General features: G+C 34.7%; 12 protein-coding genes. 8 read left to right on the forward strand and 4 right to left on the reverse strand.

Features of this window, described 5'->3' with window-relative positions; all coding sequences use genetic code 11:
• Positions 1–171: 171 nt before the first annotated feature.
• A complete protein-coding gene (gene mgtE, locus KI430_RS03105; RefSeq protein WP_410744665.1) occupies positions 172–1,434 on the reverse strand; it encodes a magnesium transporter in 1,263 nt (420 codons plus the stop codon).
• A gap of 123 nt (positions 1,435–1,557) precedes the next feature.
• A complete protein-coding gene (locus KI430_RS03110) occupies positions 1,558–2,133 on the reverse strand; it encodes a pyruvate decarboxylase (protein WP_248876820.1) in 576 nt (191 codons plus the stop codon).
• A gap of 134 nt (positions 2,134–2,267) precedes the next feature.
• On the opposite strand from KI430_RS03110, the gene polA reads away from it, so the two are divergent.
• From polA to KI430_RS03135, 5 genes are all read left to right on the forward strand, one after another.
• Entirely contained in the window at positions 2,268–5,102 is a 2,835-nt protein-coding gene (gene polA, locus KI430_RS03115) for a DNA polymerase I (RefSeq protein ID WP_248878253.1), read from the forward strand.
• Between the two features lie 52 nt (positions 5,103–5,154).
• Positions 5,155–5,424, forward strand: coding sequence for a YciI family protein (locus KI430_RS03120; protein WP_248876821.1), 270 nt, complete (start codon positions 5,155–5,157; stop codon positions 5,422–5,424).
• 42 nt (positions 5,425–5,466) lie between these two features.
• Positions 5,467–5,820: a bleomycin resistance protein gene (locus KI430_RS03125; protein ID WP_248876822.1), complete on the forward strand. Its 354-nt coding sequence runs from the start codon at positions 5,467–5,469 to the stop codon at positions 5,818–5,820.
• 1 nt (position 5,821) lies between these two features.
• The gene (locus KI430_RS03130; RefSeq protein WP_248876823.1) at positions 5,822–6,160 is read left to right on the forward strand and encodes an SdpI family protein; all 339 of its coding nucleotides are present in this window, start codon (positions 5,822–5,824) and stop codon (positions 6,158–6,160) included.
• Between the two features lie 131 nt (positions 6,161–6,291).
• Entirely contained in the window at positions 6,292–7,317 is a 1,026-nt protein-coding gene (locus tag KI430_RS03135; protein WP_248876824.1) for a M28 family metallopeptidase, read from the forward strand.
• Between the two features lie 57 nt (positions 7,318–7,374).
• Here KI430_RS03135 and KI430_RS03140 read toward each other — a convergent pair whose 3' ends face one another.
• Positions 7,375–8,142, reverse strand: a complete 768-nt coding sequence (locus KI430_RS03140) for an NUDIX hydrolase (protein ID WP_248876825.1) — start codon at positions 8,140–8,142, stop codon at positions 7,375–7,377.
• Positions 8,120–9,283 (reverse strand): MFS transporter, encoded by a 1,164-nt coding sequence (locus tag KI430_RS03145; RefSeq protein ID WP_248876826.1) that lies wholly within the window; start codon positions 9,281–9,283, stop codon positions 8,120–8,122. The genes KI430_RS03140 and KI430_RS03145 overlap by 23 nt, the downstream gene beginning before the upstream one ends.
• Before the next feature lie 242 nt (positions 9,284–9,525).
• Between KI430_RS03145 and KI430_RS03150 the strand changes: the two genes are divergently transcribed.
• The 3 genes from KI430_RS03150 to KI430_RS03160 are packed head-to-tail and all read left to right on the forward strand — an operon-like array spanning position 9,526 to position 14,835.
• The gene (locus KI430_RS03150) at positions 9,526–12,426 is read left to right on the forward strand and encodes a SusC/RagA family TonB-linked outer membrane protein (RefSeq protein WP_248876827.1); all 2,901 of its coding nucleotides are present in this window, start codon (positions 9,526–9,528) and stop codon (positions 12,424–12,426) included.
• Between the two features lie 10 nt (positions 12,427–12,436).
• The gene (locus KI430_RS03155; protein WP_248876828.1) at positions 12,437–13,957 is read left to right on the forward strand and encodes a RagB/SusD family nutrient uptake outer membrane protein; all 1,521 of its coding nucleotides are present in this window, start codon (positions 12,437–12,439) and stop codon (positions 13,955–13,957) included.
• Between the two features lie 2 nt (positions 13,958–13,959).
• Positions 13,960–14,835, forward strand: a complete 876-nt coding sequence (locus KI430_RS03160) for a hypothetical protein (RefSeq protein ID WP_248876829.1) — start codon at positions 13,960–13,962, stop codon at positions 14,833–14,835.
• Positions 14,836–14,845: the final 10 nt, after the last annotated feature.

Genomic DNA, 14,845 nt, shown 5'->3' on the forward strand with positions numbered 1-14,845 from the left:
AAAATACCAAATGCCATCTTTTATAAGGTGGCATTTTATTTAATATTAATTTGGGCGCCTTTATCCGTCCTCCGTTCCCGCTTTTTTCTTTCCAAGAAAAAGAGCTCCACTCAGGCCGGGGCGCGCTTCGCCAACGTCGAAGATTTCCCTACAATTAGAAATTTAAACAAATTATAGAAGTTTCCCCGTAAGGAACAATCCTGCAACAGAGAAATAGATAATCAATCCTGTAACATCCACAAGTGTTGCGACAAAAGGAGCAGAAGAAGTCGCTGGATCAAGTTTTAATTTTTTAAGAACAAAAGGAACCATAGATCCGGAAATTGTTCCCCAAAGAACAATCAACATCAAGGAAACGCCGATGCTTAATCCAACAAAAGTCCAATGTTCTCCATAATTAAATAATCCGACTTGTTGCCAAAAAGCAATTCTCATAAATCCTATAATTCCAAGAATACTTCCCAAGAAAATCCCTGTGAAGATTTCTTTTTTCATTACATACCACCAATCCTTCAGTCCAATTTCTTGAAGAGCCATTGCACGGATAATCAAAGTTGCAGCTTGCGAACCCGTATTTCCTCCACTCGAAATAATTAATGGAACAAACAAAGCCAAAACAACAGCTTTCTGAATTTCATCTTCAAAATGTCCCATCGCAGAAGCGGTCAACATCTCGGAAAAGAAAAGCACAACTAGCCAAAATCCTCTTTTCTTTACCATTTCGAAAACCGAAGTTTGAGTATAAGGAAGGTCCAATGCATCCAAACCTCCAAATTTTTGGATATCCTCTGTATTTTGAGATTCAATTTGATCCAAGATATCATCAATGGTTACAATTCCCACCAAAACTCCATTTTCTGTAATAATTGGCAATGCACTTCTATCATATTTCTCAAAATATGGAACCGCATTTTCTTTGGAAGTTGTTGTCTTAATCGCAACAAAATGATCGTCACAAAGCTCAGAAATCAATTGCTCTTCATCAGCCAATAGGAGAGAGCCAATTGTAATATCATCTATCAAACGATTTCTTTCATCAACAACATAGAGGAAATTGAGCGTTTCAACTTTCTTACCCACTTTTTTTATTTGCTGAAAACATCTTTTAACGGTCCATTCTTTTCGGATCTGAACATAATAAGGCGTCATCAAACGTGCGATTGAATCCGCTTCATAACCTAAAAGTTTTAAGGCAACTCTGCGTTCTTGCGGATTAAGAAGATTGATAGAATATTTGATTAGTTCATCCGGAAAATCCTCAAAAAGTTGAGTTCTGTCGTCAGGCGACATTTCGTTCAGGATGTCAGAAACCTCGTGACTTGCAATACTTCTGATAGTATCTTCTTGAAAATCAGGATCAAGATGCGAGAAAACTTCTGCCTTCTCAGATCTTTGCAATTTCAAAAACTGCAAAATACGTTCTTCCGCTGGCAATTTGCTCAGGGATTCGGCAATATCCGCAGGATTTAATATGATTTCTTGATTCTCGATATTTAACTTTTTTGCATTGCAAAAGTATTAAAATCTTAAGAAAAAAAGTATTAAGATTACGTAAAATTAAGATGCTTTTCTTAGGATTACTTGTCGGTTTCTCAGTTCTTTTTCCATTTTTCGGATGGCTCCTTTTGTACCGATTATTACAGAGTTTTCTGCACTTCCCAACAATCTGGCATTTCCTTTATAAGTATCGTAGGAAGTTTCCATCACAAAATCACCATTAGCATCATAAAGCTTCAAACTTACAACCACTTGATTAGAAAACACATACTTTCCAAAGCCAACTTTGAAATATTTTACTTTTGGTATAACGGCCACATCTGCATTATTGTTTTTACAGATTTCTTTTACTGTTTTAGAATCAACTTCGTCAAAAGGAATAGAAGTGTTTACTTGTAGATATTTTACATTTCCTATAGCTTTCATCTTGTCAGAAGTTGCATTATAGAAAGCAGAAAATGTAGGATCTTTAATCTCAGTAATATCAGGAAACACCTCTGGTTCAAAGTAAAGAACAGTTTTTATAGCATTGATTTTTGCATCTTTATTAAAATAAAGAAGACTATCCCCATAACTGGCACAGGAAACAAAAAAACAAAGGATAAAAACAGAATAAAAAGAGTAGTTTTTCTTCATCGTATTGATGTTGCAAAAATACAACCAAATTTCCTTATTCGTAATAAAAATTTAAGATTTTTTAACAGACACATTTTTTATTTTTTCGATGTAACCATTCACAAAATCGATAACAATTGATTACTTTTGTTTCTATGACTTCTACAGACAAAAGATTATACCTTATAGATGCTTATGCTATGATTTTTCGTGGCTATTTTGCATTCATCAAGAATCCGAGAATTACTACAAAAGGGATTAATACTTCAGCAATCTTCGGATTTACCAATTCATTGATTGAACTTATCAAAAGAGACCGACCAACACATCTGGCAGTGGTTTTTGATGTTGGAAGAACCAATGTTCGTCATGATGATTATGCAGAATATAAAGCCAATCGTTTGGAAACGCCTGAACCGATTTTGTTGGCGAAACCTTACATCAATAGTATTTTGGAAGCGATGCATATTCCTATTTTGGGAGTTGAGGGTTATGAGGCAGATGATGTTATCGGAACCATTGCCTGCAAAGCGGAAAAGCAAGGTTATCAGGTTTTTATGGTGACACCGGACAAAGATTTTGCGCAATTGGTAACAGAAAATATCAAAATCTATAAACCTGGATTGAAAGGTGGCGACATCGAAATCTTAGGTGTTGAAGAAGTTAAAGCTAAGTATGAGATTAGTGACCCAAAACAAATCATTGATTATCTTGGAATGATGGGCGATGCTGTGGATAATATCCCAGGTCTGGAAGGTGTTGGAGAAAAGACTGCCAAGAAGTTTATACAGGAATTTGGATCGATGGAAAATCTTTTGGCTAACACACATACATTAAAAGGAAAGCTTAAAGAAAAAGTTGAAGCCAGTGCAGAAAGAGGTTTATTATCCAAAAAGTTAGCAACAATACTTTGTGATGCTCCCATAGAGTTTTTGGAAGAACAATATGACCTTGATGTTCCGGATTTTGAGAAAGTAAAAGAAATTTTTGATGAATTGGAATTCCGAAGACTTTATGAAAATCTTTACCGCGCATTCTCCAATAAAGAATATGTGGAAGAATTGATGGAAGTAGACAATCCTGTCGGTGGAAAAATTGAAACAAAAGTTGCTTCTCATAAAAACGGGACAATGGATCTTTTTGCAAGTTTCGAACAATTGGAACAAGCAACAACGACTAAAACGAATATAGAAGAGAATGATCACCTTTATCAATACATTGATTCTCCAAAAGCTCAGAAAATCCTTGTAGAAAATCTTATCAAACAAAAAGCGGTGTGTTTTGATACAGAAACAACTTCTCTTAATGAGCTGGAAGCTGAATTGATCGGGATGAGTTTTTCATACAAAAAAGGCTTGGCTTATTATATTCCGATTTCTGAAAATCAGGAAGAAGCGCAGGGAACGGTTGAGATTTTCCGTCCGTTTTTTGAAAATCAAAATGTTCTGAAAATTGCTCATAATATGAAATATGATGCTAAAGTTCTTCAGAATTATAATATAGATGTGACTGGCAAATTGTTCGATACGATGATTGCCCATTATCTTCTGAATCCAGATGGCAGACACGGAATGGATTATCTTTCCGAAATGTATCTGGACTACAAACCTGTTTCCATCGAGACTTTGATTGGAAAAAAAGGGAAGAATCAATTGACACTTCGTGAAGTTGATTTGGTAACTCAAACCAATTATGCAGCAGAAGATGCTGATGTAACATTTCAACTATATGAATTGTTTGCGCCACAATTAGTCAAAGAAAATTTGGAAGAATTGTTTTATAATGTCGAAATGCCGTTGATGAAAGTTCTTGCCAAAATCGAATTGACAGGTGTTAAACTTGATGAAAAATGGTTGGCTCAGGAAAGTGTTGATCTCGAAAATGATTTAAGAATTCTTGAATCAAAAATATTCGAATTATCTGGAGAAGAGTTCAATATGAATTCGCCGAAGCAATTGGGTGAGATTTTATTTGATAAAATGCAATTGGATCCGAAAGCTAAAAAAACCAAAACCGGACAATATGCAACCTCTGAAGATGTATTGCAAAAATTATCCTCGAAACACGAAATTATCACTTCAATTCTGGAATACAGGACTTTACAGAAGCTGAAATCGACTTACGTTGATGCTTTGCCAGGCCAGATTGATAAAAAAGATAATCGTGTTCATACAACTTTTGCCCAAACGGTTGCCGCAACAGGCCGTTTGGCGAGTGTGAATCCGAATCTTCAAAATATCCCAATCCGAACTTTGAGAGGACAACAAATCCGTGGTGCTTTTGTTTCTGATGAAGGAAAAAAAATCATTTCTGCCGATTATTCTCAAATTGAATTAAGATTGATTGCAGAAATTTCCGGCGAACAAAATATGATAAAAGCGTTCCAAAATGGCGAAGATATTCACGTTTCAACGGCGGCAAAATTGTTTGATATTCCTCTTGAAGAAGTGACGAAAACTCAGAGAGGTCAGGCAAAAACCGTGAATTTTGGAATTATCTATGGTCAAGGCGCATTTGCTTTAGCAGAACAAACCGGACTTTCCAGATCGGAAGCTAAAAAAATGATCGATTCTTATTATGAGAATTATCCAAGACTGAAAGAATATATGGCAGAGCAAGTCAAAAAAGCTCAGGATTTTGGTTATGTAGAAACCATTCTCGGTAGAAAACGCCATTTAAAAGATATTAATTCCAGCAATTTTGTAGTTAAGGCTCACGCCGAAAGAAATGCCGTGAATGCACCAATACAGGGAAGTGCAGCAGATATCATTAAACTTGCAATGATAAAAATTGACCAAGAACTGGAAGCTCAAAATCTTGAAACAAAAATGCTTTTACAGGTTCATGATGAATTACTTTTCGAAGTTCCTATCGTTGAAATAGAAACCGCAAAATCTTTAATCAAAAAAGAAATGGAATCTGCATTTGCTACAAGCGTTCCGCTTTTGGTGGAAGTTGGCGTTGGCGATAATTGGTTGGAAGCACATTAATATAAATTATGAATTATAAGTTATAAATGATTAATTATAAAAACATAAAAATATGAAAGCAGTAGTATTTTACGAGCACGCAACGGATAAATCAATGGATGAGTTTATGGCTGTTTTTCCTCGTCACGAAGAGTTTGAAGCGGAATTTATAAAGTCCGGAAGAGTTTTGGGAACAGGCGCTTTTGCCAATCCTGGAGAAGGTGCAATGGCAATTTTTGTAGACAGACAAGCTGCAGAAGATTTTGTAAATGGTGATCCTTTTGTTCAGGAAGGTTTGATTGCAAAAACAACTATCAGGGAATGGAATGATGAATTGGCATAATTTGTTCTGTTTAATTGACTTTAAACATTAAAATTCAATATTATGATTTCACAAATAATTCCAAAATTACCTTTTATCGACAAAGAGAAAACATTGCAATATTATCAGAATTTAGGTTTTGAATTTCCTGCAGATTATGGTCAATATTTGATTGCGGTTTATAATAATTCGGAGCTTCATTTTTTTGAGTTTGAAAGTTTGATTCCTGAAAAATCAGATTTTATGCTGTATCTTAAAATTTCGAATAACATTGATAAATTTTATCAGCAAATTCAGGATAAAGGAATTGCGATTCATCCCAATGGAAGCCTCGAAACAAAACCTTGGGGAATGAGAGAATTTTCTTTGATTGACCCGAATGGAACTTTGCTAACTTTCGGAGAGAAGATGAATTAATATGATAGAAAAATTGATGTTAAGTCCCAATATTATTGGATTTATTTTTATTTTGGCAGGATTAATCCAAATGATATTTCCACCAAAAAAGATCAACAGTCTTTACGGTTACAGAACGCCTCGGTCTATGAAAAATATTGAGGTTTGGAATTTTGCACAGAAATTATCATCCAAAATATTAATTCTAATAGGCTTTTTCTTAATTCTCTTTGGAATCATTGCCTTATTTTTAGGATTACAAGAAGTACTGATCAATTCGGTTGGAATTGGATTAATGCTACTATTTGCAATAATTCTATTTTTCTATATGGAATCAGCAATCAAAAAAAAGTTTCCTTAGGAATTGTAACATTACTTTTATAAAACCGACTTAATTATAAATTAAATTTATGAAATCGCCATTGGTATTTAAACATAATTAATTTGGCAACTGCGATTCCATATGACAATAAGAAAAATAAATATCTATATATGAAAAATATAAAACTATACGGATTTTTTATTGGAGCAGCGCTTTTGACAAGTTGTGCGTCGAGTAAAAATTTCGGTTATGAAGGAAAGGGTTTCAAAGATGCCTATAATAGTATTACTGCAGAGGAACTGAAAACCAATCTTTATGTGATTGCCGGTGACGATATGGAAGGTAGAGATACCGGAAGCGCAGGGCAGAAAAAAGCCGGCGTTTATATGATTGAGCAATACAAGAAAAATGGTATTGGTTTCCCGGCGGCATTAGGTTCTTATTATCAAAAAGTACCTTCTGAAGCTATGAAAAAATATGGTGAAACTCTGCCAGATTCTGAAAATATAATGGCTTATATAGAAGGTTCTGAGAAACCAAATGAAGTAATTGTAGTTTCTGCTCATTACGATCACGTAGGAATGAAAAAAGGTGAAGTTTACAACGGTGCAGATGACGACGGAAGTGGAACTGTGGCTGTAATGGAGATTGCTCAAGCTTTTCAGGAGGCTAAGAAAAAAGGTTACGGACCAAAGCGTTCGATTCTTTTTCTACACGTAACTGGCGAGGAGCACGGACTTTTTGGCTCAGAATATTATTCTGATCATCCGGTTTTTCCTTTGGCTAATACTGTTGCAGACCTTAATATCGATATGATTGGAAGAGATGATCCAGAAAACAGAGGTAAGCAATATGTTTATGTTATTGGATCTGAAATGTTGAGCACAGAATTGAAAAAAATCAATGAAGAGGCTAACAAAAAATCTGTAAATCTGGAACTGAATTATAAATATGATGATCCAAAAGATCCACAAAGATTATACTACAGATCAGATCATTACAACTTTGCAAAGCATAATATTCCGGTTGCTTTTTTCTTTGACGGAATCCACGAAGATTATCACAAACCGACAGATACGCCTGACAAAATTGATTATCCATTATTGCAAAAAAGAACCCAATTGGTTTTTACTACTGCTTGGGAATTGGCAAACAGACCAGACAGAATCGTAGTTGACGGAAAGAATACAAGATAAAATAATAAACTATAAAAAATAAAACCAGCTTACTATTAAGCTGGTTTTTTATTGGAATTAATTACCAAAATCATTATTCTTGACTTCAGGATTATCTAAAAATCTATAGAGATAAGGCGCCTTGTTTGCTGAACCACTATAATGCTTTTCAAGTCTTTCCAAGATATTCATACTCAATATTTTTCTTTGGAAATTATTCCTTCTGAGTGGTTCTCCTAAGATAGATTCATAAAGATTTTGAAGTTCTTTCATCGTGAATTTATCAGGCAAAAGATTACTTCCCATCACCTGATAATCAATATTTTTTCTGAGATAAAGAAGACCTTTTTCAATCATTTCTTTGTGGTCAAAAGCGAGATTCGGGATTTCATCAATATCAAACCATTGGCAAACCTCATTGAAAGAATCTGGGAAAGTGTAGGTCAAAGTATAGTCAATCAAAGCATAATAGCCTACAGAAATGAAACGCTGATAAATCCAATGATTGGTATCAACCTTGATATTTTTGTTTTCTAAAAGTTTTTGGTGTGTATTGTTTTCTGTCCTCTTGATATCACCAAAAGTGTAGAATTGCTCCATATAAACATCCGAAAGATGTGTTCTCTCGTACAAAGTTCTGGCAGCAGCGTCATTCAGATTTTCATCATTGAAAATAAATCCTCCGGGAACTGCCCAAAGATCCAAATCATGATATTTTAATAACAAAACCTTAAGTGTATCCTTATGAAATCCGAAAATGACACAATCTACAGACACGTGTTCCACGAAGTCTTTTGTGTCTATAAGCTCCCTTAAATTCTGTTTATTCTTGTTGGTTTCGGTCATAGGTTATCGTTGTTTTATTGAGAAAAAAAGTGAGACCAAATATAATTAATAATGGGAATAAAATAAATATTGGATAAAAATTACTTAGATTTTTATGAAAAACCCCAGCCATATACAGAGAACCGACTGAACTTCCCAAGGATGAACAAATCATTACGATTGATATTAGCAAGTGTGTTTTTTCCTTTGGAACTTTATTCAAAACTTCTGCATTGTATAGTGGAAACAAGGGCGCTAGAAATAATCCAATCAAAGGCATTAAGAATATAAGCAGGAATTTGTAATCCAAATAAAAATTTGAGATGATGATTTGACAAATTGATAAAATGGTGAAGACCATTAAAAGACAAATCAATACAAGTTTGAACCAATGTAATCTTAAAATCAATCTGCTATTAATTAATCTACCAAAGAAAGAAAACAAAGCTAAAAATGCTGAAGCCTGCAATGCAAAATAAGAATTGAGTTTCAAATTATTTCTAAAAAAACTAGGCAGCCAGGAATTAAAACTCTGCTCTACAAAAACCATAAAAAACACGATGATGAAGAAATAAATAATTTTTGGATTAAGGAAAAACTTCCATTCTCCAGATTTTTTCTCGGTGTCAGAAATTTTTACTTCATCTATTTTTAGTGGTTTTAGCATCAGAATATTAATAATACTTAAAACTGCAATTACCCAAAATCCGAATTTCCAATATTCGGAAAAAGAACTAGTTAACAGACTTCCGAAACCAATATTGACAAAAAAAATCCCAATCATAAAAGATGCATCCACACTACTTATTGCACTCGCCAACTGTTTATCCTGGAAATTATTTTTGATAATACTGAAAACAGAGATTTTAGCCAAAGCAAAACTTACCCCAACAATACTGAGCCAAATCTTGAAAAACCAAAAAGCATCTACAAGAGGAAGCGCAATACAGCTTGTAAGAATAAAAATCAATGAAAAAATAAGAGCATTTTTATTTCCTGTTTTAGCAATCAGATTAACACAAAACAACGAAACAACCGCCATCGGAATATCTTTAAACGACTCCAAAACACCCAAACCTTTGTATGATATTTTCTCCGAAAGTTGCAGAATAATTACTCCCATGCTGTTAAGCAACATAGAGAAAATTAAAAAGCTCAACATTAGTGGAAATTTTATTGGTTTTTTATTAACATTCATTTAATCGACCTTAACTTAAACTTAACAATTGGTAGTGTTTTTGGGGATTCCAAATATAACAATTATAATGATATTACTGATGATAATCATCGTTAAATTATCGATAAACAGTAGCTTTTTGAAAAAAATAAAAAATAATTTTGTTATATCGAAAAAAAAGATACTTTTATTGTCTCAGTTTGAGATTAACAAAAATTAATTAAAATATGAACTTAAAGTATTCAAAATGTCTTGGGTTAGCCGCTGTACTTTACTTCACAGCCAACTACTCAGCTCAACAACGGGTAAGTGACACTGCTTCTAAAGAAAAAACGATAGAAGAAGTTGTCGTTATCGGTTATGGGACTCAAAAGAAAAGCAATGTGACCGGTGCGATTGCTAGTATTAAAGCTTCTGATATTGAAAACATTCCAGCAGGAAAACCAGAACAAGTGTTACAAGGTAGGGCTGCAGGTGTTAATGTTGTTTCGAATTCTGGCCAACCAGGTGCATCATCATCTATTAAGGTAAGAGGTATTACCAGTTATAATTCTAACAATGATCCACTTTGGGTTGTAGATGGAATTGTGGTAGACGGAATTGGCTGGCTTTCTCAAAGTGATATCGAAAGTATAGAAGTTTTGAAAGATGGAGCTTCTTCAGCAATTTATGGTGTTTCTGCTGCCAGAGGTGTAATATTAGTGACTACAAAAAAGGGAAAAGCAGGAAGACTCAACTTATCATATAATGGATTTTTTGGAGTAAGTAATGCTGCACGAAAATTAGACTTGCTTAATGCTACACAATATGCAACGGTAATCAATGAAGGATTCGCTAATGATGGTAGTCCTATTAGATTTTCTAATCCATCATCATTTGGTTTAGGAACAGATTGGCAGGATATTATTTTCAGTTCTGCTGATAGACAAAATCATGAAATCAGTGTTCAGGGTGGAAACGAAAAATCAACTTTCTTTGGTTCATTCGGTTACTATGATCAATCGGGTATTGTTATGAGAGATATATCTTATTACAAAAGATTAACCGCAAGATTAAACTCCACGCACAAAGTAACCAGTTGGTTAACTTTAGGTCAGACCTTTGCCTACACCAATCAAAAAAATCAAGGTATTAATGCTAATGGTGAGTTTGGAGGGCCTTTAAGCTCCGCAGTAAATCTTGATCCAATTACTCAAGCTGTAGTTACAGATATGTCAACCGTAAATTCAGCACTGTATTCGAATCCTAATATTGTACGTGATCCTAATGGTAACCCTTATGGTATATCTCCGTACGTTAATCAGGAAATGTCCAATCCGTTAGCTTTCAAATATACACAACTTGGTCAGCAGAACTGGTCAGATGACTTTATTGCAAGTGTTTTTGGTGAAGTTAAATTTTTGGATAATTTGACTTTAAGGTCATCTTTAAATGGGAAAAAAGCATATTGGGGCAACCAAGGTTTCACACCATTATTCTATCTAAATCCGAATTATAGCAATCTTGTTAATAATAGTTTAAGCAGAACTACGCAGACAAAATTTGAGTGGAGTATGGAAAATACTTTAACCTATCTATTCAAATTTGGCGATCATCATTTTAATGCGTTAATAGGAACTGGATATTATGATTATAATATAGGCGGTGGCCAAACCGTTACTTATACTAATTTACCAGTCAGTAATTATCAAGATGCTTCTTTTAATTTCTTCACACCTATAGAAAACAAAAATGTTAATGCTTGGGATAATGTAGAATGGAATAAGGCATCATATTTTGGACGATTGATTTATGATTATCAAAACAAATATTTATTTACAGGGACATTCAGATATGATGGTTCATCTCTTTTTGGAGGAAACAAACATTGGGGTAAATTCCCATCATTTTCTGTTGGATGGAATGTTGACAAAGAAAATTTTTGGCCAGAAAATAATGTAGTAACATCACTTAAACTACGTGGTGGTTATGGAAATCTGGGCAATGACGGTATGGACGCATTTAAGTTTGCGCTTTATTATATCCCAGGGGCAAACTATACAGATGGTAATGGTAATATTATGCCAGGTTATTATCCGAACGCTTTAGCAAATCCTAATCTAAAATGGGAAAGTACTAGGCAGACTAATATTGCAGCGGATATGAAATTATTCAGAGATTTTTCTTTGACAGTCGATGTGTATAATAAAACATCTTATGATATTTTGCGACCAGTGCAAATACCTGGATATGTTGGAGTAACAGGCGTATCTTTCGCTAATGCTGGAGATATGGAAAACAAAGGGATTGAGGTAGAGCTTGGATACAAAAAAACAATAAATGATTTCACAATATCGTTTAACAGTAATTTTGCTTATAATGAGAACAAAATTCTTTCATTGACATCTGGTCAAAAATTTGAAGATAGAGCAGGCTTCCAATCAATGGGGCCTATCCAAAGAATAGTTCCTGGAGAATCTTATAACAGTTTTTATGGTTTCCAGACATTAGGTGTTTTCCAAAATCAAGCTCAGATTGATGCTTATGTTAACGGAAGCGGTCAAAAGTATCAATCTAATGCAAAACCAGGAGATTTTATATGGGCAGATTCTAATGGAGATGGCGTAATTAATGATGAAGATAAAGTCAACTTAGGGAATTCAATTCCAAAATTCAATTTTGGAGCAACATTGAATTTAAATTACAAAAACTGGGATTTGATGGTTTTTGGTCAAGGTGCAGCAGGACACAAAGTATTTCAAGGTTTGAGAAGACTAGATATTCTTGATGCTAACTATCAAACCAAAATTCTTGACAGATGGACTGGTGAAGGTTCTACAAATGATAATCCAAGATTAACAAGAGCCGATCTCAATAAAAATTACTCAAGACTTTCAGATTGGTACTTGCAAAAAGGAGATTACTTTAGAATTAAACTAATATCAATTGGTTATACATTACCTCAATCTGTTTCTGAAAACTTTGGTGCTAGTAAAGTAAGATTCTATGTTACCGGAGAAAATGTTTTCACTTTTACAAAATATACAGGTTATGATCCAGAGATTGCTGCCGGTGATTCTTATGGTATTGATAGAGCATTTTATCCACAGGCTAGAACTTTTATGTTTGGTGCTAATATAACTTTCTAAAAAAATAACAATGAAAAATAAAATATTAAAAATAAGTTTTGCGGCAATCTTTTTAGTAAGTATGCCAAATCTAGTAGTTTCTTGTACGGACGACGATTTAGAAGAAAAAGAATATAAAGGAGCTTTCGCAAACTTTTTCCGCAATGAGCAGGAATGTTTCTTTGCTCTTGTAGGCACCTATGATCCGCTAAGAAAATATGCTGGCGGCTTCGAAAATATGGTGACCTTTTATAATGCCGCATCTGATGACTTCTATGCAGGTGGAGGAAGTGCAACAGATGGTGCTGGAATTCAAGGAGCTTCCAACTGGCAAATTAACCAGACTACAATGCCCGTAAGTTATTGGAGAGATTATTACCAGGGAATTGCAAGAGCTAATGAAGTCATCAAAAGAGTTCCAGATGCAAATATGAGTGACGCAATAAAAAGCCGTTTTATTGCAGAAGCTAAAACTCTTCGTGCCATTTATTACTTTGATTTATTAAGAGTTTTTGGAAATATCCCATTGATATTAAATACATTTACTGTAACTGATGACTTTTATAATGTGCCACAAGTTGCACCAGCTGAAATCTATGCTCAAATAGAAAAAGATCTAACCGATGCGACTCCAAATCTGCCAATGACAGTTGGAGGTGCTGAAAGAGGAAGATTAACACAAGGTGCAGCTAAAGCATTATTAGGTAAAGTATATCTGTATGAAAAGAAAAATACACAAGCAGCAGCTCTATTGGCGGAAGTCAACGGAACACCAGGTAGCACTAGCCAATACGGATACAAACTGGTAGATAACTACAATAGTCTGTGGATTACTGACAACAAGTTTACAACAGAATCTGTATTAGAAGTAACTCATTCCAACAAAGGTAATTCCGATTGGAGCTTCTGGGGAGCAGGAAATGATGAGGGTAATTCAATCAATATTATGACTGCTCCAAGAGCCTACACAAGAAAAACTGATGATGCACCAGATGTTGTAGGTGGATGGGCATTTAATACTGTGACTACAGACCTTTATAACTTTATGCAAGGTGATCCAAGGATGTCTGCAACAATTCTCAATATGGCTATGCTTACAGCGGAAAACAAAGCAAGTTATTCTCCAGCATATATGGACACCGGTTATTTCTTGAATAAATATATGCCAACAAGAGATGAAGTCACAGATCTTCCTGGAGCTACTGAACTTAACTATAGACAAAATTATATTCTTATCAGGTTAGCAGACACATATTTAATGGAAGCCGAAGCTTTAGGAGGAACAGGAAGTAGGGCTCAAGCATTATTGGATGCTGTAAGAGCGAGAGTTGGTTTGACATCTGTTCCTGTAAGTTTACAGGCAATAAAAGACGAAAGAAGAAAAGAGTTAGCTGGAGAAGGTCATAGATTTTTTGACTTAGTAAGATGGGGAGAAGCGGCAAGCAAACTTTCCAGTAGAGGATTCGTTGCTGGTAAAAATGAAATTATGCCAATACCTCTGACTGAACTTACAGGTACAGCATTAAAACAAAACCCACATTATAATAATTAATTATGAAAAATTATATAAAACATACATTATTAGGATTAACAGCATTGGCAGTTTCTTGTGCACCTGATAGAGTAGATGGTGACGGAAACGGTTTAGTTCCAACCAACTCTGATGCTTCATTTACAGTAACAAAAACTTCTGAGAATCATTACAGATTAACAGCTTCTAATAATAATTATATCTCATCAAAATGGGACTTAGGAGATGGAGGCGGATTTGGAGTTGGTCCTAATATTTATGACGTTTTCATCCCAGATGAAGGAACTTATAATGTTCAACATCAGATTATTGGTCAAGGAGGTGTCGTAGGCGGAACAGCTAGTCAAACAATCACTGTTGACAAAGCCGACCCTGCTGCAGGCAATATGATTCAAGGCGGAAAGTTTGCAGATGCAACAGATGTTGCCAAATGGACATTAGCATTCCCTAATCCGTCCAACTCTGCTTTATGGGTTTGGGATCTTGCAAACAAGAAAGCAACATTCACAGCAAATGGATGGGATAGAAATGTAATGTATCAGGCTGTAGAAGTTGTAGAAGGCCGCAAATACAAAGCAGACGCTATTGTTAGCTCCAAAGGCGTTTCTGATTCTTGGTTTGAGATTTACGTAGGTTATACAAAACCGACCGCTAATACAGATTATACAGGAGACGGTAACGATTCAACTTGGTTGAGAGGAATCAATACTTGGGCTGGAAGTGGAACTTCTGCATTCTCAGGTAAAATTTCAATTGTTGGTTCAAAAAATTCCAATAATCCTGACGGTGTTTTTACGGCTACCAAAACGGGTATTGCATACTTTGCCATCAGATCAGGTGGTAATGATATGAAAGACGGAATTTCTATTACGAATATAGAGTTCCGCGGCGTTAACTAATTTTTTCTAA

The sequence above is a fragment of the Epilithonimonas zeae genome, from assembly GCF_023278365.1.
GTDB lineage: Bacteria > Bacteroidota > Bacteroidia > Flavobacteriales > Weeksellaceae > Epilithonimonas > Epilithonimonas zeae_A.